22 protein-coding genes and 1 tRNA gene are annotated in these 25,481 nt (G+C 70.4%); 5 read left to right on the top strand and 18 right to left on the bottom strand.

The window, feature by feature from the left end; all coding sequences use genetic code 11:
• Nucleotides 1–74 precede the first annotated feature (74 nt).
• The 4 genes from ACZ66S_RS03670 to ACZ66S_RS03655 all read right to left on the bottom strand — a co-directional run bounded on the left by ACZ66S_RS03670 (nucleotide 75) and on the right by ACZ66S_RS03655 (nucleotide 4,875).
• Nucleotides 75–1,514, bottom strand: coding sequence for a GH1 family beta-glucosidase (locus tag ACZ66S_RS03670; RefSeq protein WP_469899386.1), 1,440 nt, complete (start codon nucleotides 1,512–1,514; stop codon nucleotides 75–77).
• A 120-nt stretch (nucleotides 1,515–1,634) separates the two neighbouring features.
• Complete coding sequence (locus ACZ66S_RS03665) at nucleotides 1,635–2,528, bottom strand: carbohydrate ABC transporter permease (protein WP_469899385.1); 894 nt, start codon at nucleotides 2,526–2,528, stop codon at nucleotides 1,635–1,637.
• Entirely contained in the window at nucleotides 2,525–3,553 is a 1,029-nt protein-coding gene (locus tag ACZ66S_RS03660) for a carbohydrate ABC transporter permease (protein ID WP_469899384.1), read from the bottom strand. The genes ACZ66S_RS03665 and ACZ66S_RS03660 overlap by 4 nt, the downstream gene beginning before the upstream one ends.
• Complete coding sequence (locus ACZ66S_RS03655; RefSeq protein WP_469899382.1) at nucleotides 3,550–4,875, bottom strand: ABC transporter substrate-binding protein; 1,326 nt, start codon at nucleotides 4,873–4,875, stop codon at nucleotides 3,550–3,552. Before ACZ66S_RS03655 ends, ACZ66S_RS03660 begins: the two co-directional genes overlap by 4 nt.
• 355 nt (nucleotides 4,876–5,230) lie before the next feature.
• Between ACZ66S_RS03655 and ACZ66S_RS03650 the strand changes: the two genes are divergently transcribed.
• Nucleotides 5,231–6,286 carry a LacI family DNA-binding transcriptional regulator gene (locus tag ACZ66S_RS03650; RefSeq protein ID WP_469899380.1) on the top strand — a complete coding sequence of 352 codons (1,056 nt, stop codon included), beginning with the start codon at nucleotides 5,231–5,233 and terminating at the stop codon, nucleotides 6,284–6,286.
• A 133-nt stretch (nucleotides 6,287–6,419) separates the two neighbouring features.
• Here the strand turns inward: ACZ66S_RS03650 and ACZ66S_RS03645 are convergent, their stop codons facing one another.
• Nucleotides 6,420–7,316, bottom strand: coding sequence for an SDR family oxidoreductase (locus ACZ66S_RS03645; protein ID WP_469899379.1), 897 nt, complete (start codon nucleotides 7,314–7,316; stop codon nucleotides 6,420–6,422).
• A gap of 176 nt (nucleotides 7,317–7,492) precedes the next feature.
• Here ACZ66S_RS03645 and ACZ66S_RS03640 point away from each other — a divergent pair, with 176 nt between their 5' ends.
• Nucleotides 7,493–8,368 carry a LysR family transcriptional regulator gene (locus tag ACZ66S_RS03640; RefSeq protein WP_469899378.1) on the top strand — a complete coding sequence of 292 codons (876 nt, stop codon included), beginning with the start codon at nucleotides 7,493–7,495 and terminating at the stop codon, nucleotides 8,366–8,368.
• 49 nt (nucleotides 8,369–8,417) lie between these two features.
• Here the strand turns inward: ACZ66S_RS03640 and ACZ66S_RS03635 are convergent.
• The 4 genes from ACZ66S_RS03635 to ACZ66S_RS03620 all read right to left on the bottom strand — a co-directional run bounded on the left by ACZ66S_RS03635 (nucleotide 8,418) and on the right by ACZ66S_RS03620 (nucleotide 11,185).
• A tRNA-His gene (locus ACZ66S_RS03635) sits at nucleotides 8,418–8,493 on the bottom strand.
• A 76-nt stretch (nucleotides 8,494–8,569) separates the two neighbouring features.
• Nucleotides 8,570–9,172 carry an oligoribonuclease gene (gene orn / locus ACZ66S_RS03630; RefSeq protein ID WP_356099243.1) on the bottom strand — a complete coding sequence of 201 codons (603 nt, stop codon included), beginning with the start codon at nucleotides 9,170–9,172 and terminating at the stop codon, nucleotides 8,570–8,572.
• A 103-nt stretch (nucleotides 9,173–9,275) separates the two neighbouring features.
• Nucleotides 9,276–10,502: a GlxA family transcriptional regulator gene (locus tag ACZ66S_RS03625; protein WP_365449952.1), complete on the bottom strand. Its 1,227-nt coding sequence runs from the start codon at nucleotides 10,500–10,502 to the stop codon at nucleotides 9,276–9,278.
• 377 nt (nucleotides 10,503–10,879) lie between these two features.
• Entirely contained in the window at nucleotides 10,880–11,185 is a 306-nt protein-coding gene (locus ACZ66S_RS03620; protein ID WP_469899376.1) for a hypothetical protein, read from the bottom strand.
• A gap of 335 nt (nucleotides 11,186–11,520) precedes the next feature.
• On the opposite strand from ACZ66S_RS03620, the gene ACZ66S_RS03615 reads away from it, so the two are divergent.
• Entirely contained in the window at nucleotides 11,521–12,048 is a 528-nt protein-coding gene (locus tag ACZ66S_RS03615; protein ID WP_020123262.1) for a universal stress protein, read from the top strand.
• A 116-nt stretch (nucleotides 12,049–12,164) separates the two neighbouring features.
• Nucleotides 12,165–12,731 (top strand): GPR1/FUN34/YaaH family transporter, encoded by a 567-nt coding sequence (locus tag ACZ66S_RS03610; protein ID WP_469899374.1) that lies wholly within the window; start codon nucleotides 12,165–12,167, stop codon nucleotides 12,729–12,731.
• A gap of 144 nt (nucleotides 12,732–12,875) precedes the next feature.
• Here the strand turns inward: ACZ66S_RS03610 and glmS are convergent, their stop codons facing one another.
• Together glmS and ACZ66S_RS03600 are read right to left on the bottom strand one after the other, a co-directional pair.
• On the bottom strand, nucleotides 12,876–14,693 hold the full coding sequence (gene glmS, locus ACZ66S_RS03605; protein WP_469899373.1) for a glutamine--fructose-6-phosphate transaminase (isomerizing): 1,818 nt from the start codon (nucleotides 14,691–14,693) through the stop codon (nucleotides 12,876–12,878).
• Nucleotides 14,694–14,706: 13 nt separating this feature from the next.
• Complete coding sequence (locus tag ACZ66S_RS03600; RefSeq protein WP_469899372.1) at nucleotides 14,707–14,964, bottom strand: hypothetical protein; 258 nt, start codon at nucleotides 14,962–14,964, stop codon at nucleotides 14,707–14,709.
• A 165-nt stretch (nucleotides 14,965–15,129) separates the two neighbouring features.
• Here ACZ66S_RS03600 and ACZ66S_RS03595 point away from each other — a divergent pair, with 165 nt between their 5' ends.
• Nucleotides 15,130–16,692, top strand: a complete 1,563-nt coding sequence (locus ACZ66S_RS03595; RefSeq protein WP_469899371.1) for a purple acid phosphatase family protein — start codon at nucleotides 15,130–15,132, stop codon at nucleotides 16,690–16,692.
• Nucleotides 16,693–16,709: 17 nt separating this feature from the next.
• Here the strand turns inward: ACZ66S_RS03595 and ACZ66S_RS03590 are convergent, their stop codons facing one another.
• The 7 genes from ACZ66S_RS03590 to ACZ66S_RS03560 form a co-directional block, all read right to left on the bottom strand.
• A complete protein-coding gene (locus ACZ66S_RS03590) occupies nucleotides 16,710–17,603 on the bottom strand; it encodes a DUF4429 domain-containing protein (protein ID WP_469899370.1) in 894 nt (297 codons plus the stop codon).
• A gap of 23 nt (nucleotides 17,604–17,626) precedes the next feature.
• Nucleotides 17,627–19,276, bottom strand: a complete 1,650-nt coding sequence (locus ACZ66S_RS03585) for an RICIN domain-containing protein (RefSeq protein WP_469899368.1) — start codon at nucleotides 19,274–19,276, stop codon at nucleotides 17,627–17,629.
• A 139-nt stretch (nucleotides 19,277–19,415) separates the two neighbouring features.
• Entirely contained in the window at nucleotides 19,416–21,188 is a 1,773-nt protein-coding gene (locus tag ACZ66S_RS03580; RefSeq protein ID WP_469899367.1) for an IucA/IucC family protein, read from the bottom strand.
• Entirely contained in the window at nucleotides 21,185–21,718 is a 534-nt protein-coding gene (locus ACZ66S_RS03575; protein WP_469899366.1) for a GNAT family N-acetyltransferase, read from the bottom strand. Before ACZ66S_RS03575 ends, ACZ66S_RS03580 begins: the two co-directional genes overlap by 4 nt.
• Nucleotides 21,715–22,992, bottom strand: coding sequence for a lysine N(6)-hydroxylase/L-ornithine N(5)-oxygenase family protein (locus ACZ66S_RS03570; protein WP_469899364.1), 1,278 nt, complete (start codon nucleotides 22,990–22,992; stop codon nucleotides 21,715–21,717). The genes ACZ66S_RS03575 and ACZ66S_RS03570 overlap by 4 nt, the downstream gene beginning before the upstream one ends.
• Nucleotides 22,976–24,442 (bottom strand): lysine decarboxylase DesA, encoded by a 1,467-nt coding sequence (gene desA / locus ACZ66S_RS03565; protein WP_469899363.1) that lies wholly within the window; start codon nucleotides 24,440–24,442, stop codon nucleotides 22,976–22,978. Before desA ends, ACZ66S_RS03570 begins: the two co-directional genes overlap by 17 nt.
• Nucleotides 24,443–24,585: 143 nt before the next feature.
• On the bottom strand, nucleotides 24,586–25,452 hold the full coding sequence (locus ACZ66S_RS03560) for a siderophore-interacting protein (RefSeq protein ID WP_469899362.1): 867 nt from the start codon (nucleotides 25,450–25,452) through the stop codon (nucleotides 24,586–24,588).
• Between the last annotated feature and the right edge of the window lie 29 nt (nucleotides 25,453–25,481).

The following is a 25,481-nucleotide window of genomic DNA, read 5'->3' as shown; positions in this document are numbered from 1 at the left end:
CCGCCGGTACGCGGTAGGGCGCGGCAGCCCCCTCGGCTGCCGCGCCCCTTCCCCGTCCCCCGGCTCCGCAGTGGTCACGGGATGCTGTGGACCTCCGGGAGCGAGCCCGAGCGGGCCGCCCGGCCGTACCACAGGGCACTGGACTTGGGTGTCCGTTCCAGCGTGGTGTAGTCGACGTAGACCGCGCCGAACCGCTTCTCGTAGCCGTACGCCCACTCGAAGTTGTCCAGCAGGGACCACAGGTAGTAGCCGCGCACGTCCGCGCCGTCGGCGATCGCGCGGCGGACGGCGGCGAGGTGGCCGTGCAGGTAGGCGATCCGGTCGGGATCGTGGACCCGGCCGTCGGGGTCGGGCTTGTCGTCGTAGGCCGCGCCGTTCTCCGTGATGTAGATCGGCAGGCCCGGTGCCTCGCGCGAGTAGCGCATGATCAGATCGTGCAGGCCCGTCGGGTCGATCGTCCAGCCCATCTCGGTGCGCTCGCCCGGCGTCTGGTGGAAGGTGACGTCGTCCGCGCCGGGCCAGGGGGAGTGGTCGCTGCTGCCGTGGCCGTCGGCGCGCGGGGTACTGGCCTCCGGGTCGGCGGCCGAGACCAGCGCGGGCGTGTAGTAGTTGAGGCCCAGCGCGTCGAGCGGCTGGTGGATCAGGGCGAGGTCGCCGTCCTCGACGAAGGACCAGTCGGTGAGCAGCTCCGTGGCCGTGAACAGGGTCTGCGGGTACGCCCCGTGCAGGATCGGCCCGTGGAAGACGCCGTTGGCCAGGTCGTCTATCTTCTGCGCCGCCGCCAGGTCCGCCGGGTCCTGCGACAGGGGCCGCACGACCGAGGAGTTGAGGCTGATCGCCACCGAGTTGCGGGCCGGCATCGAGGCGCGCAGGGCCGAAGTGCCCAGTCCGTGCGCCAGGTTCAGGGTGTGCGCCGCCTTCAGCGAGGCCGCGGGGTCGGTACGGCCCGGCGCGTGCACCCCGGAGGCGTAGCCCAGGAAGGCCGCGCACCAGGGCTCGTTGAGGGTGATCCAGTGCTCCACCCGGTCGCCGAGCGCCTCCCCGACGATCTGCGCGTACTCCGCGAACCGGTACGCCGTGTCGCGCTCCGGCCAGCCGCCCGCGTCCTCCAGCTCCTGGGGCAGGTCCCAGTGGTAGAGCGTCACGGCCGGCTTGATGCCGTGCGCGAGGAGCTCGTCCACGAGCTTGCGGTAGAAGTCCAGGCCCCGCTGGACCGCGGGGCCGCGGCCGGTCGGCTGCACCCGGGACCAGGAGATCGAGAAGCGGTACGCCGTCAGGCCCAGGTCGGCCATGAGCGCCACGTCGTCGCGGTAGCGGTGGTAGTGGTCGACAGCGATGTCACCGTGGTCGCCACCGGCCGTCTTGCCCGGGGTGTGGCTGAAGGTGTCCCAGATGGAGGGCGTACGGCCGTCCTCGCGCACCGCGCCCTCGATCTGGTAGGCGGAGGTCGCGGCTCCCCACAGGAAGGCGGGGGGAAAGGTCACCGGGGTCGCCGGCGATTCGGGCTCTGGCATGGAAGCGCTCCCATTGGAGGTCGTCGGACCGACGGATGAAGGGGGAGGGGGGGAGGGACAGGGGCCGCGGCGGAGGCGGCCCGGTCCCGGGAGAGGTGCGGGAGAAGCCGTACGACGGCGTCAGCCCTTGATCGCGCCCTGCATGATGCCGCCCACGATCTGCTTGCCGAACAGGAGGAAGGCGATCAGCAGCGGCAGCGTGCCGAGCAGCGCGCCCGCCATGATCACGGCCTGGTCGGGGACATAGCCCGTGCCGAGCGAGTTGAGGGCGACCTGCACCGTCGGGTTCTGCTGGTTCAGGGCGATGATCGGCCACAGGAAGTCGTTCCAGGCGAACACGAAGGTCAGCAGCCCGAGCACGGCCATCGCGGGGCGGGCCGCCGGGAAGACCACGTGCCACACCACCCGGATGCTGCTGGCCCCGTCCACCCGGGCCGCCTCGATCAGCTCGGTCGGCAGCGCCTGCACCAGGTACTGCCGCATGAAGAAGGTGCCGAAGGCCGTCACCAGGGTCGGCAGGATCACCGTCTGGAGCTGGTTCGACCAGCCGAGGTCCGCCATCCACAGGTACAGCGGTACGACCGCGAGCTGCGGCGGGATCATCATGGTGCCGATCGTCAGCAGCAGCAGGAACCCCGAGAACCTGAACCGCAGCTTGGCGAAGGCGAATCCGGCGAGCGTGGAGAACAGCACGGTGCTGATCGTGATGGCGCCCGCCACGATCACGCTGTTCAGCATGGCGGTGCCGAGTCCGGCCTCGTCCCACGCGGTCTGCATGTTCTTGAACAGGTTCCCGCCGAACCACAGCGGCGGCGGTGTCTCGGCGAGCCTGCGGTCGGTGCGCGAGGCCGCGATCGCCGTCCACACCAGGGGTGCCAGCGAGACGAGCGCGAAGACCGCGAGGACGACGTACGTCATCGGGCCCGCGTGGAGCTGCTTGCCCGCGCCCATGACCCGCCGGGACCGGCGCCCCTCGTTGCGGGACTGCGGCAACGTCAGTTCACTGGTGGTCATTGGGACTTCCTCAGCCGTCGGGTGACCAGCAGATTGATCGCGGCGATGATCAACAGGATCAGGAACATCGACCAGGCGATCGCGGACGCCTTGCCGAGGTTGCCGATGATCCAGCCCTGGTCGTACATGTACAGGCCGAGCGTCTGGTACTGGTGCTCGGAGCCGCCCTTGGAACCGCTCACCCCGCCGAACAGCAGGGGCTCGCCGAAGAGCTGGGTCGCGCCGATGGTGGAGACGACCACCGTGAACAGGATGGTGGGCCGGAGCTGCGGGACCGTCACGTGGAGGAACTGCTGCCAGCGGTTGGCCCCGTCGATCGCCGCCGACTCGTACAGGTCGGCCGGGATGGCCTGCATCGCCGCCAGGTAGATCAGCGCGTTGTAGCCGGTCCACCGCCAGATCACGATCGAGGAGACCGCGAACTGCGAACCCCAGTCGGACTCACGCCAGTTGATGGGGTCGATGCCTACGAAGTCGAGCAGCCAGTTGACCATGCCGCCGTCCCACGAGTACAGCAGCGTGAAGACGAGGGTCGCCGCCGCCACCGAGGTGGCGTACGGGGTGAGCATCACGACCCGCCACACGGTCGAGCCGCGCAGCTTGTAGTTGAGCAGGTGGGCGAGCCCGATCGCCGCCATGAGCTGCGGCACGGTCGAGATCAGACCGATGGTGAAGGTGTTCTTGAGGGCGTTCCAGAAGAAGTCCGAGCTGAGCAGGTTCTTGTAGTTGTCCAGGCCCGCCCAGGTCTGGGTGTCCAGCGAGGACAACTGCACGTCGTGCAGCGAGTACCAGGCCGTGTACAGCAGCGGGACCAGGGAGAACGCCCCGAAGATGACGAAGAAGGGGGCGATGAACACGTACGGAGACGCCTTCATGTCCCAGCGGTACAGCCTGCTGCGCCAGGGGCTTTTGCCCTCGGGCGGCGTACCGCGACCGTCAGCGCCCCGGGCCGCGCCCGGCTGGGAGCCGGGCGCGGCCTCGACGCTCGACGCGGGATGCGCGAGTGCCTGCTTGGGGCTTGTCACTGGCCGAGCACGTCCTTGATCTCGTTCGTGGCAGCGTCCCAGCCCTGCTCCGGGGACTTGCCCTTCTGCTCGACCTGGAGGATGCCGATGTCGGTCAGCGCGGTGTTGATCGGCTGGTCCTTGACGCCGAAGACCTGCGCCGGGATCGTCTTCGCCGAGTCGGAGAAGATCTGCGTGATCGGGGCGTTGCTGAAGAACTCCGTGGTGGCGGGGGCCGGCTGCAGGGAGGAGTACGCCGACGGGGTCGACGGGAAGCTGGCCTGCTTGGCGAAGACCTTGGCCTGCTGCTCGGGCGCGGTCAGCCACTTCGCGAGCTCGACGGCCTCCTTCTGGTGCTTGCCCGCCGTCGGCACGCCGATGAACGAGCCGCCCCAGTTGCCCGCGGTCGGCGCGGCGGCCACGTCCCACTTGCCCTTGCCGGCGTCACCGGACTTCTCCTGGATGTAGCCGATCATCCAGGCGGGGCAGGCGACGGTCGCGAAGGAGGCGTTCGCGTAGCCCTGGTCCCACGGCTTGTCGAACTGCTTGAGCTTCGCCGACATGTTGCTGGTGGCCACGGACATCGCGACGTCCCAGGCGTTCTTCACACCGTTGGACTTGTCCCAGACGACCTTGCCGCTCTTGTCGTAGTAGCGCTCGCTCTCACCGTTGAGGACCGCGTTGTAGACCGAGGAGGCGGAGTCCACGAACTTGGTGCCGCTGGGCGCCTTCTTCATGTACTGCTTGCCGAGGTCGACGTACTTGTTCCAGTCGCCCTTCCACTGCGCGGCGAGCTTGGTGCGGTCGGTCTCCAGACCGGCCTTCTCGAACAGGTCCTTGCGGTAGCAGATCGCCATCGGGCCGATGTCGGTGCCGAGCCCGATGAGCTTGCCGTCCGGGGTGGTGGCCTGGGCGTTCTTCCAGTCCAGCCACTGCGACTTGTCGACGTCCTTGCCGAGGTCGACGAACTTGGAGCCCTGCGTCTGCACGGCCTCGGTGATGTTGCCGACCTCGATGGCCTGGATGTCGTCGGTGCCGGAGCCGGCCTGGAGCCGGGTGAGGACCTTCGGCCAGTAGACGTCGGTACGGGTGGTGACGTTCTCCTTGATGGTGATGTCGGGGTGTGACTTCATGTACTCGTCGTACAGACCGGCCTGCTTGTAGCCGAAGACCCCGAAGGTGCCGATGGTCAGCGTGGTCTTGCCGCCTCCGGCGTTGTTGCCCGAGCCCGACGAGTCGCCGTCGTCCGAGTCGCCGGCACAGCCTGCCAGCACTCCGGTTGTCAGTGCGGCGACGGCCGCCAGGGCCAACAGCCGGTGGGACCGGCGGGTAGTCGTGCGCATTGCGTCCTCCTGTTGCCTGACGTGCCGACCCCCCGGCCAACTGCGTTGTTGGACCCGTTAGTTCTTGCTGCGGCTCGGGCGGGGAACGTGCGGGAAATTTATGTGTCAGGTACCGTGGGAGCGCTCCCATCGGTGATGTGTTGAAGGTTCGCGGGTCGGAGCGAGGGTGTCAAGGGAGTCGGCGAGGGGAGATGCGTTCAGTTATCAGCCCGTTAACTGGACCCGCTCGACACCGCCACCGCTCGCGCACGTGGCCCTGCGGTGCGGGGGCGGTGACCCCCGCGACAGTCACGTCCACACGCGGGACTGTTAAATTCCAGGCCAGCTTAGAGACACGGTGGGAAGGGCGGAGCCCATGGCAAGCCACGGAGCGCGGAGCCGGAGCGGTGGCCGGCCCACCCTCGAAGAGGTCGCCGCGCGCGCCGGCGTCGGCCGGGGGACCGTTTCCCGGGTGATCAACGGCTCGCCCCGGGTCAGCGACGCCACGCGGGCGGCGGTCGAGGCGGCGGTGGCGGAACTCGGGTACGTCCCGAACACGGCCGCGCGCGCCCTCGCGGCCAACCGCACGAACGCGATCGCGCTGGTCGTGCCCGAGCCCGAGACCCGGTTCTTCGCCGAGCCGTACTTCTCGGACATGCTCAAGGGCGTCGGCGCCGAGATCTCGGAAACCGAGATGCAGCTCCTGCTGATCTTCGCGGGCAGCGACCGCGAACGCCGCAGGCTGGCCCAGTACCTGGCCGCGCACCGGGTCGACGGCGTCCTGCTGGTGTCCGTCCACGCCGACGACCCGCTGCCCGACCTGCTGTCCCAGCTAGAGATCCCGGCGGTGATCAGCGGCCCGCGCTCGGCCGCCGAGACCCTCCCGTCGGTGGACTCCGACAACTACGGCGGCGGCCGCTCGGCGGTGGAGCACCTGCTCGCCGGCGGTCGCAGCGCGATCGCGCACATCACCGGCCGCCTCGACGTGTACGGCGCCCAGCGGCGCGTCGACGGCTACCGCGACGCCCTGCGCGACGCGGGCCACGAGGTGGACGAGCGGCTGATCGAGCCCGGTGACTTCACCGAGGAGGGCGGGCGCCGGGCGATGACGAACCTGCTGGCCCGCCGCCCCGACCTGGACGCGGTCTTCGCCGGCTCGGACGTCATGGCGGCGGGCGCCCGCCAGGTCCTGCGCGAGGAGGGCCGCGCCATCCCTTCGGACGTGGCCCTGGTCGGCTACGACGACTCGGCGATAGCCCGCCACATGGACCCGCCCCTCTCAAGCGTCCGCCAGCCCATCGAGGAGATGGGCCGCCACATGATCGACCTCCTCCTCTCGGAGATCGCCGACCGCCGCCCGGCGGTGTCCCGGGAACTGGAGCGCAGGCAGGTGGTCCTGGCCACGGAGCTGGTGGAGCGAGCGTCCTCCTGACCCCGGCGCTCACCGGCACCGGGGCCGCCGCCGGTGATCCCTGCGTTCAACCTCTTGATGCCGCTGCGGCGGGAGGGCCTTCCGCGCTACGGCCTTCCGCGCCACGGTCGCGCGGTGCGCGCCGGGCAGGGGCTCACGCCTTCCCGAAGTAGTGGCCGGCCTCCAGGTCCGGGATCAGGGCGGGGTGCTCCGGCCGCCAGTCCAGCAGTTTCCGGGTGAGCGCGCCCGAGGCCCGCATGTCGATGGCGGCGAAGTGGCCGAGCCAGCCGAAGTGGTCCGTCGCCTCCTCGGGGGTCACGCTCGTGACCGGCACGCCGAGCCCCCGCCCCACCGTCTCGGCGATCTCGCGGAACGGCACCTCCTCGTCGCCGATCGCGTGCAGCCGTACGCCCGCCGGTGCCGCCTCCAGGGCCAGCCGGAACAGCCGGGCCGCGTCGAGCCGGTGGACGGCGGCCCAGTGGTTGGAGCCGTCGCCGACCATGGCCGAGACGCCCTTGTCGCGGGCGAGATTGATGAACATGGGCACGAAACCGGCGTCGCCCTCGCCGTGCACGCTCGGGGGCAGCCGCAGCACCGACGAGCTCACCCCGCGTTCGGCGAGCGCGAGCGTCGCGGTCTCCGAGGCGAGCCGGTGCCGGCCGGGGGAGTCCGGGTCGGCGGGGTCCTCCTCGGTGCCGAGGCGTCCGGGCGCGGTCAGCAGTCCCGAGGTGACCACGAGGGGCTTGCCGGTGCCTTCGAGCACCTCGCCGATCGCCCCGATCGCCCTGAGGTCGGCCTCGCCCGAGGCGGTGAGGTTGCCGAAGTCGTGGATGAAGGCCAGGTGGGCGACGCCGTCGGCGGCCTCGGCACCCCGGCGCAGACTGTCGAGGTCGGTCAGGTCCCCGCGGTGCGCCTCCGCCCCCACGGCCCTCAGCGCCTGCACGGCCCGGTCCGAACGGGCCAGGCCCACGACCTCGTGCCCGGCCCCGAGCAGCTCACGGGTGACGGCGGAACCGACGAAGCCGGTCGCACCGGTGACGAATACACGCATGGTGATCCTTCGCTGTGACGAGTGAACGCATGAGTCGCATGCCTTCTCAGCGTGCGAAGGCGGCCCCGCGACCGTCCAAAGCCTGTTTCGTATGACGCAATACGGAACAGGCATCACCGCAGGTGGAAGCCATTGCGGTCCGGGAATGGCGGTGACGGCGGACGTACGCTTTAGGCATGACCGACCTCGACCTCCGGCTGGTCCGGTACTTCACGGCCGTCGCCGAGCACCGGCACTTCGGGCGGGCCTCCGAAGCGCTGCACATCACACAGCCGTCCCTCAGCCGGCAGATCCGGCGGCTGGAGCAGCAGCTAGGCGCCCGGCTGCTGGAGCGGACCCCGCAGGGGAGCCGGCTCACCGAGGCGGGGGAGGTCTTCCTGCCCCGGGCGAAGGCCCTGCTGCGTGCGGCGACCCAGGCGGCGAGCCTTGCCCGGGCGGCCGCCGAGCCGAGCCGGATCACCGTGGGGTACACGGCGGGGATCATCGTCACCCCGGCGGTGCGCGCGCTGCGGGAGCGCTTCCCGGACGCCGACGTCAGGACCGCGCACGTCGACTGGACCGAGCGGACCACGGTCCTGCCCGAGCTCAAGGTCGACGTCCTGGTGACCCGGCTGCCGTACCCGACCGACGGGGCGCAGGTGACCGTCCTCTACGAGGAGCCCCGGGTGCTGGTGCTGCCCGTCGGCCACCGGCTCGCGGGCCGGGAGTCCGTCCACCTCGACGACATCGCCGACGAGCCGCTGGTCCGGGTGGCCGACCCGGCGTGGAACGCGTACTGGCGCGTTGACCCCCGCCCCGACGGCCGCCCGGCACCCGACGGGCCCCTCGCCGACGCCCTGGAGGACAAGTTCGAACTCGTCGCCTCCGGACAGGCCCTGGCCATCACGGCGTTGCCCCGGGCCGGAACGCTCCGCCCCGATGTCACCGCGGTCCCGATGCACGGTGTCGAGCCGGCCCATGTGGTGCTCGCGACCCGCGCCGAGGAGCGGAGCCGGCTGGTCGCGGCCTTCCGCAAGGCCGCGCGGACCTTCCTCAAGGCGCCCGGTCCCTGAAACGACCTCAGCCGGTGACCTTGTCTCCAAGGTCACCGGCTGAGGTGATTGGGGTGAGTGACGGGACTTGAACCCGCGGCCACCTGGACCACAACCAGGTGCTCTACCAACTGAGCTACACCCACCATGTTCGGCTGTTCGGATCTCTCCGACCGGCCGAGAAAAAGTGTACAGGGTCGGAAGGGGTGCTCGCGCCCGGCTTTACCGCGCAGGCAGGACGTGCTTCGCGGCGATCGTCTTCGCGGTGTCCGAGTCGGGTCCGGGCTGCGGGACGAAGATCGCCTCGCGGTAGTAGCGCAGCTCCGCGATGGACTCGCGGATGTCGGCGAGGGCGCGGTGATTGCCGTTCTTGTCCGGGCTGTTGAAGTAGGCCCGCGGGTACCAGCGCCGGGCGAGCTCCTTGACGGAGCTGACGTCCACGATCCGGTAGTGGAGGTAGTCCTCCAGGGTGGGCATGTCCCGCAGCAGGAAACCGCGGTCGGTGCCGACGGAGTTGCCGCACAGCGGGGCCTTGCCGGGTTCCTTGACGTGCTCGCGGACGTAGGCGAGGACCTGCTCCTCGGCGTCGGCGAGGGTCGTGCCGCCGGACAGCTCCTCGAGCAGCCCGGACGCGGTGTGCATCTGACGCACCACCTCCGGCATCGTCTCCAGCGCCTGGTCCGGCGGGCGGATGACGATGTCCACACCGTCGCCGAGCACGTTGAGCTCGGAGTCGGTGACGAGGGCGGCAACCTCGATGAGCGCGTCGTCGGACAGCGAGAGGCCGGTCATCTCGCAGTCGATCCACACCATGCGATCGTTCATGCGAACACCCTACGGCTGACGTCCCTCTTTGTGGCGCCCCGCGTCGGTGCCGGGCACCGGAACGCCGGGCGGGCCCTCACGGACCACGCCCGGCGTCAGGACGTCACGTGCCGCTGCGCTGCCCCGGCAGGCTCGCCCGGCCGCCGACGTACAGCTCGCGGCCGTTCTCCGAGGGCGGACCCACGGGGGCCGGGGTGCGGCGGGTCTGGAGCGGCACCGGACCGCCCTCGGGGTGCAGCGGCACCGGCGCGCTCGGCGCGGGACCCGTCGGGCCCCCCACCGGACCGTCGCTGTCCACCGGCTTGTCGCCCTGCGGACGGCGGGCCCGGTACGCGGCCCGGTAGGCGGCCGGCGACGAGCCGAGCTGCCGGCGGAAGTGCCCGCGCAGCGCCACCGGCGAGCGGAAGCCGCAGCGCCCGGCGACCTCGTCCACCGAGTAGTCCGACGTCTCCAGCAGCCGCTGCGCCTGCAGCACCCGCTGGGTGATCAGCCACTGGAGCGGGGCCGAACCCGTCAGCGAGCGGAACCGGCGGTCGAACGTACGACGGCTCATGTACGCGCGGGCCGCCAGCGTCTCCACGTCGAACTGCTCGTGGAGGTGCTCCAGCGCCCAGGCGACGACCTCGGCGAGCGGGTCGGCGCCGATCTCCTCTGGTAAAGACCTGTCGAGGTAGCGCTCCTGACCGCCCGAGCGGCGCGGCGGGACCACCAGGCGGCGGGCCAGCGCGCCGGCCGCCTCGTTGCCGTGGTCCGTCCGCACGATGTGGAGACAGAGGTCGATTCCGGCCGCGGTACCGGCCGAGGTCAGTACGTCGCCGTCGTCCACGAAGAGTTCCCGTGGATCGACGTGCACCGACGGATAGCGCTTGGCCAGCGTCGGCGCGTACATCCAGTGTGTGGTCGCGGGGCGGCCGTCCAGCAGGCCCGCCGCCGCCAGCACGAAGGCACCGGTGCACAGTCCGACGATGCGGGCGCCTTCCTCGTGCGCCCGGCGCAGCGCGTCGAGCGCCTCCTCCGGTGGCGGCGAAGTGATCGAGCGCCAGGCCGGTACGACGACCGTGCCCGCGCGTGAGATCGCTTCCAGGCCATGCGGTGCGGTGAGTTCCAGGCCCCCTGTGGTCCGCAGTGGGCCTTCCTCGCCGCCGCACACCAGTAGTCGGTAGCGCGGCACGCCGGCGTCCTGGCGGTCAATCCCGAACACCGACAAAGGTATGGAACTCTCGAAGATGGGGCCGCCGCTGAACAGCAGCACCGCGACGATCTCCTTGCGGCGGCGCCCGGAAAGCTTCCGGGCCGCGGCTTCCGGCGCGGCGGTGGAGTCGTGGCTCATACTGCTAAGCCCCCCTCGGTGGTCGCGGCTCCTCGGTTGTGTCGCTCCTGCACGTTTCCCCTCGGTCCTGCACGAGTCCCCCGCCGTAAGACGTCAAGATCGAATCTACTGTGTCCCGTGGTGTCGGCGTGACCAGTTCGTCATCCGGCACATTGTCGACATGGCAACTTGGCGTAAAGCATTCGATCACGAAGCGTTGCACTCGTGGGCCGTGCAGGGAAGTGCGCCTTGTGGCGGTGGCTAATCCACGTAGGGTGCACAGGGCCTCGGACACCCTATTCGTGCAGGTGGAACGGGGGTTGGGGGGTGCTTGGACCAAGGGACACGCCCAACGCGGAAGTTGGCTGAAAAGAATCGTCGCGGTGCATGGAAACCGGTCAGCCGACCGGTGTATTTCCCCCGGTGTGACGACCGCCTCGACGGGTCCCGGTCCCGCTCCTGTGGCGACGGCCACGACGGGGCGCCCCCTCCTCGGCGTGCAGACGGGCGGCGCCGCGCTCCGACTGGCGCAGGAGGATACGGCAGACGGCCGTGACGGCGGCGAGGCCGAGGGCGGTGCCCGTCGCGCCGGCCAGCGAGGTGCCGTACCAGACGAGCACCACGGGGACGAGGACGCAACTGAAGACGGCCCAGCGGACCACCTCCGTGCTGGAGTCCTCGGAGGGCGGTCGGTGTCCGGTCATCGCGTTCTCCCTGGGGCGTCTCCCTGCGGCGTGGGTCATGGGTTCAACGCCTGTTCGACCCTTCGGTCACTGTGTCGAGGGGCCGTCCGGTGGTCCGGGGGCGGGGAGGCCGCCCGCATCCTGTGCAAACCGCCTGTACAGCGCAGCAACCATTGCGTTACGGGCGCCTGCTCGTGCATGCTCCCTGGAACCCCCACGGACCGAGGGCGGGCTCTGGGCTAAGGAGGCGTGCCGCCGTACCCTTGGGGGTATGGGGTTGGGAAGATGATTCCCGGACACAGCTCCGCCGCACACGGTCGTCCCTCCCACACAAGGATCACAACGCCGAGACAGCCATGGCCGGTCACGAATTCTTCGAACCAGCGGACCGCAAGCGGCCCGTCGCCGATCCGACGGCGGCCGAGCCCCTGGCGGCGGAAGAGCCACGCCACTCCTGCGACCCCGCCTTCAAGCACGGCGTCGTGGTCGGCTTCGACGGCTCCACATCCAGCGAGCGCGCCCTGGCGTACGCGATCGGCATGGCCCATCGCTCCGGCTCGGGCCTGATCATCGTGCACGTCGCCAACCGGCTGCCCACCACCGTGTGGGCCGGCTGCGAGCCACCGGTCTTCGTCGACGTGCCGGACCACCGCACCGAGGTGCTCGGCCTCGAGCTCGCCTGCGCGGACTACCTGGCCGAGGTCCCCTGGATCCTCGTCGAGCGCGGCGGCGACATCTGCCACGAGCTGGAGGAGGTCGGGCGGGAGTACGAGGCGGACGCGATCGTCGTCGGCTCCACCCACGGGATCGTCGGCCGCATCTTCGGCTCCGTCGCGGGACGGCTCGCCAAGCGGGCGAAGCGGCCCGTCATCGTCATTCCGTAACTCGCCGTTCTCCCTGGTGGGATGGGCGAAGCTACTCGTGCGTAGAGGTGTTTGTGCCCTTGTGAAGGGCATATAGGGGTCATCGCACCACCGCACCCGCACGAAGGGAGCCCGCCGTGGACAAAGACGTCTCCGCGGGAATCGCGACCACCACAGCCGTCGGCCGACTGGCCCTGGGAATCACCCTGTTGGCGTTCGGCCTCGGCCACACCGCCGTGATCGACGGCGTGACAGCCGCTGACGCCCTGTCAATCGCCCAGTACGTGGGGGGCGTTGCCCTCTTCGTCACCGGCCTGCTGGCCTTCCGCGACGGCGACGCCGTCTCCGGTACGGCGTTCGCGGCGCTCGGGGCCCTGTGGTTCACATGGGCCGTGTCGGCGGACAGCCAGGTCTCCGAGAACGCGGCCGGTCTGTTCCTGCTGCTGTTCGCCCTGGTGGCGCTCTCGCTGGCCCTCGCGGGCGGCGACCAACTCGGCCAGGCCACCTACGGGTTGTTCTTCGTGTCCCTCGTGCTGCTCGCGATCGGGGTGTTCGCCGACAACGACGGTCTCGCGAAGGTCGGGGGCTGGTTCGCCGTGGCGGCGGGGGCGGTCTCCTGGTACGCGGCGACCGCGCTGCTCGCGCACTGGCCGACGGTGCTGTCGAGGCGTGCGGCCGGCCGGGGCGTGACGGCCACCGGCTAGCTGCGCGGGCTGGGGGGTTGGGCGGCTCCCCGGCGACGAGACGGACCCCCGGTGCCGGGTGGCATCACGTGGGGTCCGTCCTCGTTGTTCGGCCTCTGCGGGCAGTGGGGGTTGCTCGCGCAGTTCCCCGCGCCCCTGAGTGTCCTACTCGACCGTCACCGACTTGGCGAGGTTCCGCGGCTTGTCGATGTCGCGGCCCAGGGCCAGGGCCGTGTGGTACGCCAGGAGTTGGAGCGGGATCCCCATCAGGATCGGGTCCAGCTCGTCCTCGTTCTTCGGGACCACGATGGTCTCGTCGGCCTTCTCCTGGTGCTGGTGGGCGACCGCCAGGATCCGGCCGCTGCGGGCCTTGATCTCCTCCAGGGCGGCGCGGTTCTTCTCCAGCAGGTCGTCGTCGGGGACGATCGCGACCGTGGGCAGGGCCGGCTCGATGAGGGCCAGCGGGCCGTGCTTGAGCTCGGAGGCGGGGTAGGCCTCGGCGTGGATGTAGGAGACCTCCTTGAGCTTCAGGGAGGCCTCACGCGCCACGGGGTAGCCCCGGACGCGGCCGATGAAGAGCATGGAGCGGGCCTCGGCGTACTGCTCGGCCAGCTTCCTGATGTGCTCCTCCTGCTCCAGCATCTCGGTGATCTGCGCGGGCAGCCTGCGCAGGCCCTCGATGATCCGCTTGCCGTCGCGGACCGACAGGTCGCGGGTGCGGCCCAGGTGCAGGGCGAGCAGCGCGAAGGCGACCGTGGTGTTGGTGAAGCACTTCGTGGAGACCACGCAGACCTCGGGACCCGCGTGCACGTAGATGCCGCCGTCCGCCTCGCGGGCGATCGCCGAGCCGACCACGTTGACGACGCCGAGCACCCGCGCGCCCTTGCGCTTGAGCTCCTGGACGGCCGCGAGGACGTCGTAGGTCTCACCGGACTGGGAGACGGCGACGTACAGGGTGTCGGGGTCGACGACCGCGTTGCGGTAGCGGAACTCCGAGGCGGGCTCGGCGTCCGCGGGGATGCGGGCCAGCTCCTCGATCATCTGGGCGCCGATCATGCCCGCGTGGTAGGAGGTGCCGCAGCCGAGGATCTTCACGCGGCGGATCTGGCGGGCCTCGCGGGCGTCCAGGTTGAGGCCGCCGAGGTGCACGGTGGAGAAGCGGTCGTCGATGCGGCCGCGCAGGACGCGGTCCACGGCGTCGGCCTGCTCGTGGATCTCCTTGTGCATGTACGTGTCGTGGCCGCCCATGTCGTAGGAGGCGGCCTCCCACTCGACGGTGGTGGGCTCGGCCGTCGTGCGGGTGCCCTCGGTGGTGTAGGTGCGGAAGTCGTCGGCCTTGAGGGTGGCCATCTCGCCGTCGTCCAGCGTCACGATCTGCCGGGTGTGGGCGACCAGCGCGGCGATGTCGGAGGCGACGAACATCTCCTTCTCGCCGATGCCGAGGACGACCGGGGAGCCGTTGCGGGCCACGACGATGCGGTCGCTGAAGTCGGCGTGCATCACGGCGATGCCGTAGGTGCCCTCGATCACCCGCAGGGTGTCGCGGACCTTGTCCTCCAGCTTCTCCGCCTGGGAGCGCGCGATGAGGTGGACGAGGACCTCGGTGTCGGTGTCGGAGAGGAACTCGACGCCGTCCGCCTCCAGCTTGCGGCGCAGGTCGGAGGCGTTGTCGATGATGCCGTTGTGGACGACGGCGACCTTGCCCTCGGCGTCCAGGTGCGGGTGGGCGTTCACGTCGGAGGGGGCGCCGTGGGTGGCCCAGCGGGTGTGGGCGATGCCGGTGGTGCCCTTGAAGCGGGCCGGGACCTTGGCCTCCAGGTCGCGGACGCGGCCCTTGGCCTTGACCATCCGCAGCCCGGCCGTCTTCGGCGAGGTGACGACGATGCCCGCCGAGTCGTAGCCGCGGTACTCGAGGCGCTGCAGGCCCTCCAGGAGCAGGGGGGCGACATCACGCTTCCCGATGTATCCGACAATTCCGCACATGTAGCTGTGTCCCCTAGCCGTAGACCATGCGGCGCAACTGCCTGAGCGTCAGCTCCGGCGGTGACACCGCTCGATATTTCAGTTCCGCCTCGATCCGTCCGAAGATCTCCGTGTTCACCAGGCCCTGGGTCTGGAGTTCGCGGTGGCGGCGACGGACGTAGTCCTCGGTCGTCTCGTCGAAGAAGGCGAGCACGTCCTGGATCACGCGCAGTGCCTCGCCCCGGTTCAGGGGCGTGGACCGCGTCAGATGATCAACGAGTTCGTCGTGCACCCGGTAGATCCTGGGGTACCGGCAGCCTTTTCGCAAGAATCCTGCCCGATATCGGGCAGGAGCCTGTTGATGTTCTTATGAACGTCTGTTCGTGCGCTGTCCATCCTGTGTCCCACACCTCGTTGCTCATGGCGACGAGTTTCAGACGCCATGGACATTCCTCGCATGGGAGTACCCGAGCAGCTCGCCGAGCGCATGAGCATGGCCGAGCAGCACGAGTACCTGCGCGCCACATTCTCCCGGCGCACGATGATCAGAGGCGGCGCCGTCACGCTGGGCGCCGTCGCCGGTGGCGCGTTCGTGCCGGGCGCCGTCGCCCAGGCCGCCACCCCGACCCGGACCTTCGCCAGTGCCGAGAGCGTCGACGGCGCCCTCGTCGCCCCCTTCGGCCGCCACCTCGCCTACGGCAACGACGCACGCACCGAGATGACCGTCTCCTGGCAGGTGCCGGTCGCGGTCAAGAAGCCCTTCATCCGGATCGGCGCCCGCCCCTGGGACCTCTCCCGCAAGATCGAGGCCGAGGTGCGCACCCTGTACACGCCGGCCGGCGTCGGCGCCAGCGGCGACCACACGCAGTACTACCTGCACGCGAAGCTGACCCACCTGCGCCCCGGCCAGACCTACTACTACGGCGTCGGCCACCAGGGCTTCGACCCCGCCGAGCCGCACCTGACCGGCACCCTGGGCACCTTCACCACCGCGCCCGCGCACAAGAAGGCGTTCACCTTCACCGCTTTCGGCGACCAGGGCGTCAGCTACCACGGCCTGGCCAACGACAGCCTGCTCCTCGGCCAGAACCCGGCCTTCCACCTGCACGCCGGCGACATCGCCTACGCCGACCCGTCCGGCGCGGGCAAGACCGCCGACACCGGCTTCGACTCGCGGGTGTGGGACCAGTTCCTCGCCCAGACCGAGTCCGTCGCCAAGTCCGTGCCGTGGATGGTGTCGTACGGCAACCACGACATGGAGGCCTGGTACTCGCCCAACGGCTACGGCGGCGAGGAGGCCCGCTTCACGCTCCCCGACAACGGACCCGACAAGAAGCACCTGCCGGGCGTCTACTCCTTCGTCTACGGCAACACGGCGATCATCTCGCTGGACCCGAACGACGTCTCCTACGAGATCCCGGCCAACCTCGGCCTCTCCGGCGGCACCCAGACCACCTGGTTCGAGGGGCAGCTCCGGAAGTACCGGGCCGCGAAGGACATCGACTTCGTCATCGTGTTCTTCCACCACTGCGCCTACTGCACCTCCACGGCGCACGCCTCGGAAGGCGGCGTGCGCCAGGAGTGGGTGCCGCTGTTCGAGAAGTACAAGGTGGACCTGGTCATCAACGGCCACAACCACCAGTACGAGCGCACCGACGTCATCAAGGGCGACAAGGTGGCCAAGAAGCTCCCGATCGGCGGGACCGCGTACCCCGAGACCGAGGGCGTCGTCTACGTCACGGCGGGCGCCGCGGGCCGCAGCCTGTACGCGTTCTCCGCGCCCGACTCCTACGAGGGGCACCTGAACGAGCGGGAGTCCGTCTCCTCCTTCGTCAACACCAAGGACGGCAAGGTCGACGAGACGGTCGCCTGGTCCCGGGTGCGCTACCTCAACTACTCCTTCCTGCGCGTCGACGTGGAGCCCGCGGCGAAGGGCCACTACGCCCGGCTGAAGGTGTCGGGCATCGCCGAGACCGGCGACCGCATCGACCACTTCACCGTGGCGCGCAGGGCCAAGTAGCGTCCCCCGCGCGCCTGTCACATCCGCTTGAGGACCGCCTGCTTGGCCAGGGTGAACTCCTCGTCCGTGAGGACACCCGTGCGGTGCAGCTCACCGAGTTCGCGCAGCCGGCGCAGGAGGGCGTCGTGACCGTCCTCGGCGGGGGCGACCGGGGGAGAGGGCGTCTCCGGTCGCGCGGTGAGCGTCTTCCGTACGTCGACGGCGGCGGCCCGGGCCGGGTGGGGGAGCCTGGCCTGGACCGCCGCCGCGACCAACGCCATCAGCGGGTCCTTCCTGAAGCCCCACAGCTCCACCGCGTTGGGGTCGTACTTCGCCGGCGCCTTGGTCGGGGCGTGCCGGACGGTGAAGCGCAGGTGGCCGTTCTCCAGGCCGACCGCGGGCTGCCACTCCACGGCGACGACGTCGGCCAGGGCGAGGGTGCGGGGGCCGGCGGAGGCCTTGGCGTCCTCCGTCTTCCAGTTCCACTCCAGACGTATGTGCTCGCCGTCGAAGGACGCGGTGCCGTCACCCGCGGAGACCGCGAGCGGCACGGCCGGGCCGGGCAGCAGGTATCCGTCCACGGGGCCGGCCGGCACCTGGTCCAGGAGCAGGGCGTTGCGGACCTCGTCCACGAAGTACTCGGCGACGCCGTAGCGGTCCGACTCGACGGTGAGCTGGTACGGGTCGTGCGGCTCGGTCAGCCGGCCGCCGGTCGCGTGCAGCAGGGGGTCGGCGCCGTCGCGCAGCCGCAGCCTCAACCGGCCGCTCTTCCTGCCCTGTTCGAAGAAGACGCCGGCCACCGCGCCCAGCGGGACGACGAGTTCACCCAGCGACTTCCGGAGCAGGCCGACGTTCTTGTCCCTTCCCGGAGTCAGCCGCAGAGCGTCGCCGTCGAAGATCCATGTGCCGTCCTTCTGCAGGATTTCCGCCATGGGGGAATTCTGGCACCGGGGGCTCAGCCGCCCGGTGCCTTGTCCAGTGCCTTGTCCAGGGCTTCGTCCAGGGCGAAGCGCACCGCCCGGCCGGCGGCCTCGGCCGACAGCATGCGGACCTCGCCGTTCGTGACCCCCACGGCGATGGCCGGGTTGTCCTGGCAGAGCAGCGTGAAGGTGCGGTCCGGGCGGGCCCGGAGGAGGAACGCCTGGTCCTCCGGGTAGGGGGCGGTGTCGCCCAGCCGGTAGGCGCACGGCCGCATCTGCATCGGGTCCCCCACGGCCCGGTAGCCCGCGATGTCCAGGCAGAACGCCGACGCCACGTGCTGCAGGCCGACGGCCCCGCCCCCGATGTCGACGACCCGCCACCGCTGTTCCGCGCCCCCGTCGCAGACGGCCGGCGCGGGGACGTCGTCCGGGGAGTCACCGGCGGCGGCGCGCACACAGCTCCCGGTCGCGGCCGCGCTCTTCAGCGGGACGGTGGCGAGCACGGTGCCCGTGCCCCGGGAGGCCGAGGAGGAGACCGACGGGGCCGGCGTGGGCCCGGCGGGCGGCGGGACGTAGGAGTTCACGGCGGCTCCCGACCCGGTGTCGGACAGCAGGTTCAGCGTGACGCCGGTGGCGACGGCCGTCACCACGACGGCGACGGCCAGGGCGACCACGGGACGGCGCGGGGCCGGTGCGACGTCAGAGGCGTCGGTGGCGCTCCGGGGCGCCGGAGGGTCCGAGGGGGTGGCGGGCGATCCGGCCTCGGGGGGTCGCGGGCCCGTGTCCGGTCCGGTCCCGGGTCCCGCCCCGCCGCGTAACGCCGCCCCGCCCCGTAACGCCGCTCTGGCCCAGGCACCGGGCCCGGACCGCGAGGTCCGCTCCACCGGGGCCGGAACGGGTCCGTCGGCGCGCCCGGCCCTCGCCGAGCGGTAGGCGGGCCCGCCCCACACCAGGAGCCGGTCGACGAGCAGGGGCCGTAACTCCCGCGTACCGCCCGAGGTGAGCGTGCGCAGCAACGCGATGTCGTGGGCGCAGAACTCGCAGGTCTCCAGGTGCTGTTCGAGGTCGGCCGGGGTCTCGCGGTGCGTGCCGCGGGCGATGGCGCCGAGCATGCCGCCGTAGTGCACGCAGCGGGCGTCCGCGGTGTGCTCGGCGCGCAGCCGCAGGAAGGTGTCGGCGAGGCGGGAGCGGGCCGACTCGGCCATGGCCGCCGCGAACTCCTCCGAGGTGCTCAACACATGGGCGGCGAGGGCTGGTTCGTCCTCCGCGAGGCACAGCCACAGGGCGGCCCGCGACTGCTCGGCCAGCTCTGCGAAGGCCCGCAGCAGCAGCGCGTCGTGCTCGACGCGGCGCAGGGTGTCCTGCGTGCCGAAGGTCCCGCCCGCCCACCGGGCCCAGTCCCGGAACCCGGGGCGCAGATGTCCGGCGCGGTCGTCCCGCAGCCACCCGAACGCCGTCCGCCGCACGTCGGCGAGGAGGTCCGTGCGGGCCGCGGGTCCCGGCCGGCCGGTCAGCACCGCCGTGGCGAGGTCCGCCGCCGCGGCCGGCCTGCCGCAGAACGCGCCCGCGTAGGCGCGTACGGCCGCCGCGTCCTGCGCCGGGAAGCCGGTCGCCGTATCGTGCGGGGCTTGCTGTGGCGTGTGCTCGGACATCATCGTCTCGTCTCCCCCAAGGAGCGCGGTCACGGCAAGATGTGGACCGTAGTGGCACTCACTATGACGAGACTGTGCACGCGGTGTGCTCAAGAGGCACGAGAAGAGCCGGAAACAGACGGGGCCCGGGAGGACCGTACTCCCGGGCCGCGCCTGGCTTTCGGAGTCGTGCTCAGAGGCCGGCGATGGGGTTGTTCAGCGTGCCGACGAGCTGGAGCGCGCCGGACGGGTCGGCCAGGTCCACCATCTGCCGGTTGTTGCGCAACTGGAGGCGGTTGAGGCAGGACAGGGCGAACTCGGGCGCGAACATGTCGTACTGGGCGAACTTGTCGGCCAGTTCGGGCACCGAGTTCTGGTAGTCGCGGGTGACCTCGGCGACCGTGCGCCAGAAGTCCTCCTCCTCCAGAACCCCCTCGGCGGCGAGGTTCGCGGCGAGGAAGCGGAAGAAGCAGTCGAAGACGTCCGTGAAGATCGACAGCAGTTTCTTGTCGTCGGGGACCTCCACCCGCAGCCGCTCGACCGTCGGCGGCAGCACCGCCTCCGGGTCCATGACCGCGATCTCCTCGGCGATGTCCTTGTAGATCGCCCGCTCGACCACGCCGTCCTTCAGGACCAGGACGACGTTCTCGCCGTGCGGCATGAACACCAGGTCGTAGGCGTAGAAGCTGTGCAGGAGGGGGGTGTAGTAGGCGCGCAGGTAGCGGCGCAGCCAGTCGGTCGGGGTCAGCCCCGACTGCTCGACGAGGGCGCCCGCGAAGGACCGGCCCTCGTGGTCGACGTGGACCAGGGAGGCCATCGTCGCGAGCGACTCGCCGTCCTGGAGGGACGGGACGGGGCTCTCGCGCCACAGCGCGGCCAGCATCTTGCGGTACGGCGAGTAGCGGTCCGTGGCGGCCTCGTACTCCAGGTGCCGGTAGCCGACGGCGGCCCGCTCGCGGATGATCGTCAGGCCCGTCGACTTCAGCACCGGGTCGCCCTCGATGAGCTGGGCGAGCCAGTCGTTGATGGCCGGGGTCGCCTCCATGTACGCGGCCGACAGTCCGCGCATGAAGCCCATGTTGAGGACGGACAGGGCCGTCTTCACGTAGTGCTTCTCCGGGTGCGACCTGTTGAAGAAGGTCCGGATGGACTGCTGGGCCAGGTACTCGTCGTCGCCCTCGCCGAGGCAGACCAGCAGGTCGCGGGCGACCTCGGCGGCGAAGGTGACGGTGAGCTTGTTCCACCACTGCCAGGGGTGGACGGGGATGAGGAGGTAGTCGGCCGGGTCGAGGCCCTTGCCGCGCAGGACGCCGTGGAAGCGCTCGACGGTGTCCTCGCCCAGCTCCTGGCGTACGAAGGTCTCGTACTCGATGCCGACCCCGGCCGTGAACGCGGCGCGGGAGCGGTGGGCGGCGAGCCAGACCAGGCGGACCGGGCTCGCGGTCTCGGGGGCGTACGCGAGGTACTCGTGGATGCCGAAGCCGAGCCGGCCGTTGTTGGCCACGAAGCAGGGGTGGCCCTCGGTCATGCCGGTCTCGATGTCCTGGAAGGAGCTCTTGGCGAGCTCGGCGACCGGGACGCGCGGCTTGGTGAGCTTGTAGCAGGTGCCGGAGAGGGTGGAGGAGATCTCCTCCAGGTAGACCGGCAGGATCTCGTCGCTCAGGCCGAGGGTGTCCTTCAGTTCGATGAAGAAGTCCAGCGCGGCGAGGGGGAGTTCGGCGCCGTCCCGGTGCCGGGTGATGGAGTCGGCGTCGACCTGCCAGTGGTCCAGGGCCCGGCGCACGGCCGTGAAGTCGTAGCGGGTCTTGCCGTCGTCGCTGCGGACGACGTACTGGTCCTTGTCGGTCTCCTCGGGCTCGATCAGCCGCTCGTGCGCGAACTCGGCGAGGCCCTTGCGGATCAGCAGGCGGTTGGCCACCTCCCAGCGCTCGGGGGAGAGGTGGGCCACGGTGTCGGCGAGGCTCATGCGGCCGCTCCCGTCGCGAGCCGGAACTGTTCCCGGGTGCAGAAGCTCAACAGGGCCCTCTTCTCCGGCTTCTGGATCTCGCGCTCGGGCACGAACCCGACCGCCTCGTTCAGGGCGTGGACGGCCTTGTTGGAGACGTCCGGTTCCACCACCACCCGCTCGACGGCCGGGTCCGCGAAGAGGTGGGCCATCACGGCGGTGATGACGGACCGGGTGAAGCCGTGGACGGGCCGGTCGGTCGCCGGGGTCAAGAAGTGCATGCCGATGTCACCGGGCCGGGGCTCGTACAGTCCCACCAGCTCGCGGTGGGCGGGGTCGTACTTCTCCATCAGGAACGCGGGCTCGCCGTCCTGGTCCAGGCCCAGCAGCGCGTGGTGGTGCTCGTCGGCCGCGATGTCCATGTAGGCCCGCTCGACGTCCTCCAGCTTCGCGTCCTGCATCATCCAGAACGCGGCCTTGGGGTGGGTGACCCACCCGTGCAGCAGCTCGGCGTCCTTCAGCGGGTCGAGGGGGCGGAAGGTGAAGGTCATACGGAGAACTCCTGGAACGCGATGGTCTTCTCGACCGGGTAGTACTCGGTGCCGAGCAGCTCCCGGATGATGCAGCTATTGCGGTAGGCGCCCATGCCCAGGTCGGGGCTGGTGATGCTGTGGGTGTGCACGCCGGCGTTCTGCAGGAAGACACCTCTGCCCGTCACGTCGATCGCGTAGGTGCGGGACACGTCGAAGTTGCCGTGCGAGTCGTACACCAGGCGGTCCTTGACCGGTGCCAGGAACTCCGGCTCGGCGTACTTGTAGCCGGTCGCGAGGACCAGGCCCTGCGACTCGATCTCGAAGTCCTTCTCCTGCTCCTCCTGGCGGAAGGACAGCGTGTACGTGCCGTTCTCGTAGCGGGCGCTGTCGAGCGAGGAGTTGGTGAGCAGCCGGGTGGGGACCGGGCCGCCGAGGTTCTTCCGGTAGAGCAGGTCGAAGATCTCGTTGATGAGGTCGCCGTCGATGCCCTTGAACAGGCCCTTCTGCTCGGCGGTGAGCCGGTAGCGGGTGGCCTCGGGGAGCTCGCGGTAGTAGTCGATGTACTCCGGGGAGGTCATCTCCAGCGTGAGCTTGGTGTATTCGAGGGGGAAGAAGCGCGGCGAGCGGGTCACCCAGTTGAGCCGGTAGCCGTGGACGTCGATCTCCGAGAGGAGGTCGTAGTAGATCTCGGCGGCGGACTGGCCCGAGCCGACCAGGGTGATGGACTCCTTCTTCACCAGCTCCGCCCGGTGCTGCAGGTAGCGGGAGTTGTGGATGAAGTCGCCGCCCAGCCCCCGGCAGGCCTCCGGGACGTACGGCGGGGTGCCGGTGCCGAGGACCAGGTGGCGGGCGCGCAGGACGTCCCCGTCTGCCGTCGTCACGACGTACAGCTCGTCCTCGTGGCGGACCTCGGTCACCGTCGTGCCGAAGCGGACGCAGCTCAGTTTGTTTGCGGCCCAGCGGCAGTAGTCGTCGTACTCCACCCGCAGCGGATAGAAGTTCTCGCGGATGTAGAACGAGTACAGCCGGCCCTTCTCCTTCAGGTAGTTGAGGAAGGAGTACGGCGAGGTCGGGTCGGCGAGCGTGACCAGGTCCGACATGAACGGGGTCTGGAGGTGGGCGCCGTCCAGGAACATGCCGGCGTGCCACTCGAAGTCGGGCTTCGACTCCAGGAAGACGCCGTCGAGTTCGGCGATGGGCTCGGTCAGACAGGCCAGGCCGAGGTTGAAGGGCCCGAGCCCGATGCCCACGAAGTCGTGGGTCTTGGCGGGGTTTTCAGGACGCGCGGTCAAGGGACTCTCCCAGGTACTGCTCGGCGTGGCCGGCGATCAGGTCGAGGACGACGGACATGTCCTCGACCGTCGTCTCGGGGTTGAGAAGGGTGAACTTCAGGTAGTGGCGGCCTTGCACCTTGGTGCCCGCGACCACCGCGTCGCCGGAGGCGAACAGGGCCTTGCGGGCGTACAGGTTGGCCCGGTCGATCTCGGCCGGGTCGGTGACCGAGGACGGGATGTAGCGGAAGACGAGCGTGGAGAGCGAGGGCTCGACCACGACGTCGAAGCGGGGATCGGCGGCGAGCAGTCGCCAGCCCTCGACGGCCAGGTCGCAGACCTCGTCGAAGAGCTGCCCGATGCCGTCGGCGCCCATCACGCGCAGGGTCATCCACAGCTTGAGGGCGTCGAAGCGCCGGGTGGTCTGCAGGGACTTGTCCACCTGGTTAGGGATACGTTCCTGCACCATGCGGCGCGGGTTGAGGTACTCCGCGTGGTAGGTGGCGTGCCGCAGCGTGGCCGCGTCGCGGACCAGCACGGCGGACGAACTCACCGGCTGGAAGAAGGACTTGTGGTAGTCCACGGTGACCGAGTCGGCGCGCTCGATGCCGTCGATGCGGTCCCGGTACTTGACCGAGGCGAGCAGTCCGCAGCCGTAGGCGGCGTCGACGTGCATCCAGGTGCCGTACTGCTCGCACAGTTCGGCGATCTCGGGCAGCGGGTCGATGGAGCCGAAGTCGGTGGTGCCGGCGGTGGCGACGACGGCCATCGGGACCAGGCCCTCGCGACGGCAGCGCTCCAGCTCACGGGCGAGGGCGACGGTCTGCATCCGCTTGTCGTGGTCGACGGGGACCGAGACCACGGCGTCCTGGCTCAGACCGAGCAGTTTGGCCGACTTCCTGACGCTGAAATGGCTGACCTCGGAGGCGAAGATGCGCAGGTCGGCGAAGGAGGCGGGGCCCTCCCACCCGTCCCGCCCGGGCTTCGCCTCCTCGCGGGCGAGGAGCAGGGCCTGGAGGTTGGACTGCGTGCCGCCCGAGGTGAACACGCCGTCGGCGACCGGCCCCAGGCCGATGCGCGCGGTCGTCCAGTCGATCAGTTTGCGCTCGATGAGGGTGCCGCCGGCCGACTGGTCCCAGGTGTCCAGGGAGGAGTTGACCGCGGAGAGGATGGCCTCACCGAGCACGGCCGGGATGACGACCGGGCAGTTGAGGTGGGCGAGGTAGCGGGGGTGGTGGAAGTAGACCGCGTCCCGGAGGTAGACGTCCTCCAGCTCGTCGAGCACCGCCGCCGTGTCCAGCAGGGGCTTGTCGAGGTCGATCTCGTCGATGCGGGGGGAAAGGGCGTCGACGGAGACGCCGGTGAACGGCCGTGTGGTGGTGGCGAGTTTGGCCGCCACCCGCTCGATTCCTTCGGTCACGGAGCGGCGGTAGCTCTCCGCGGTCGTGTCGTTGAGCAGGTGCGAGCGCATGTGGGGGTCCTCCGGTGGGGACGATCCGTACGGGACGGGGCAGGAGCGGGGCGGATACCCGGGGCTTCAACTTAGGTAAGCCTAACCTAATTAACTTGAGGCGAAACCTGCCCCACCCGTGACCGCCGTCACGTCGGCGGGAGTTACTCCGCGGCCCGGAGCTGTTCCTCGGTCAGGCCCTGGCGCCAGTAGCCGACGAAGGTGACCCGGCGGCGGTCGATCCCGCGCTCGTGGACGAAGTGCCGCCGCAGCCGCCTCACACACCCTGACTCGCCCGCGATCCACACGTACGGCCGCTCGGCCGGGGGGAGTTGGGCGGCCCGAAGGGTGTCGAGCGCCATGGGGGCGGGGGCGTCTCCCGCGCCTTCGGGGCCGTGGGGGAGCGCGACGCCGCTCCCGCCGGTCACCAGCCAGGTGATCTCCGCGTCGGCCTCGGTCGCGAGGTCCTGGATGTTCCCGGCGTCCCGCACCTCCAGCCAGACACGGGCGCGCTGCCCGGCGGGGAGGGCTTCGAGGATCGCCGAGACGGCGGGAAGGGCGGTCTCGTCCCCCCACAGCAGCACCAGATCGGTGTCCCCGGGCGGCCGGAACCGGATCGCCCGGTTGTCGGCGACGGCGGGCCCGAGCAACTGGACCCGGTCGCCGACGCGGGCGCGCGAGGCCCAGGCGGAGGCGGGTCCGGCAGGCTCGTGCAGCACGAAGTCGATGTCGATCTCGTCCGGATCGCGCCGCAGTCCCCGGAGGGTGTACGACCGCATCACGGCCCGCACCTCGTCCGGCTGCTCCCGCCAGGCCTGCCACCACGCGTCCCCGAGCTCGACGGGGACACCGGGCTCGATCCGGCCCGCGGCGGGGAGGAAGAGGGACAGCGACTGGTCGTGCCCGTCGGAGAAGAAGTGCCGGAGATCCTCCCCGGCGAAGCCGACCCGGACGAGAGACGGGCCGAGCCGCCTCGTCCGCACGACCTGGAGGGAGAAGAAACGGAACGGGGCGGCTACGGCCGTGGTCATACAGGGCTCCTGATGCTCAGGAAGGTGTG

The organism is Streptomyces sp. NPDC107471 (assembly GCF_055582845.1).
Note: the sequence above shows the minus strand (reverse complement) of the source record. Positions and strands in the feature narration are given on the sequence as shown.

What these genes read in the sequence shown, in the direction of transcription:
- ACZ66S_RS03670 (WP_469899386.1), bottom strand. Translation starts at nt 1,514, where the DNA reads ATGCCAGAGCCCGAATCGCCGGCGACCCCGGTGACCTTTCCCCCCGCC.
- ACZ66S_RS03645 (WP_469899379.1), bottom strand. Translation starts at nt 7,316, where the DNA reads ATGCGTGTATTCGTCACCGGTGCGACCGGCTTCGTCGGTTCCGCCGTC.
- ACZ66S_RS03615 (WP_020123262.1), top strand. Translation starts at nt 11,521, where the DNA reads ATGGCCGGTCACGAATTCTTCGAACCAGCGGACCGCAAGCGGCCCGTC.
- ACZ66S_RS03575 (WP_469899366.1), bottom strand. Translation starts at nt 21,718, where the DNA reads ATGACCTTCACCTTCCGCCCCCTCGACCCGCTGAAGGACGCCGAGCTG.
- ACZ66S_RS03560 (WP_469899362.1), bottom strand. Translation starts at nt 25,452, where the DNA reads ATGACCACGGCCGTAGCCGCCCCGTTCCGTTTCTTCTCCCTCCAGGTC.
- ACZ66S_RS03590 (WP_469899370.1), bottom strand. Translation starts at nt 17,603, where the DNA reads ATGGCGGAAATCCTGCAGAAGGACGGCACATGGATCTTCGACGGCGAC.
- ACZ66S_RS03580 (WP_469899367.1), bottom strand. Translation starts at nt 21,188, where the DNA reads ATGAGCCTCGCCGACACCGTGGCCCACCTCTCCCCCGAGCGCTGGGAG.
- ACZ66S_RS03620 (WP_469899376.1), bottom strand. Translation starts at nt 11,185, where the DNA reads ATGACCGGACACCGACCGCCCTCCGAGGACTCCAGCACGGAGGTGGTC.
- ACZ66S_RS03650 (WP_469899380.1), top strand. Translation starts at nt 5,231, where the DNA reads ATGGCAAGCCACGGAGCGCGGAGCCGGAGCGGTGGCCGGCCCACCCTC.
- ACZ66S_RS03655 (WP_469899382.1), bottom strand. Translation starts at nt 4,875, where the DNA reads ATGCGCACGACTACCCGCCGGTCCCACCGGCTGTTGGCCCTGGCGGCC.
- ACZ66S_RS03595 (WP_469899371.1), top strand. Translation starts at nt 15,130, where the DNA reads ATGGGAGTACCCGAGCAGCTCGCCGAGCGCATGAGCATGGCCGAGCAG.
- glmS (WP_469899373.1), bottom strand. Translation starts at nt 14,693, where the DNA reads ATGTGCGGAATTGTCGGATACATCGGGAAGCGTGATGTCGCCCCCCTG.
- ACZ66S_RS03640 (WP_469899378.1), top strand. Translation starts at nt 7,493, where the DNA reads ATGACCGACCTCGACCTCCGGCTGGTCCGGTACTTCACGGCCGTCGCC.
- desA (WP_469899363.1), bottom strand. Translation starts at nt 24,442, where the DNA reads ATGCGCTCGCACCTGCTCAACGACACGACCGCGGAGAGCTACCGCCGC.
- orn (WP_356099243.1), bottom strand. Translation starts at nt 9,172, where the DNA reads ATGAACGATCGCATGGTGTGGATCGACTGCGAGATGACCGGCCTCTCG.
- ACZ66S_RS03625 (WP_365449952.1), bottom strand. Translation starts at nt 10,502, where the DNA reads ATGAGCCACGACTCCACCGCCGCGCCGGAAGCCGCGGCCCGGAAGCTT.
- ACZ66S_RS03665 (WP_469899385.1), bottom strand. Translation starts at nt 2,528, where the DNA reads ATGACCACCAGTGAACTGACGTTGCCGCAGTCCCGCAACGAGGGGCGC.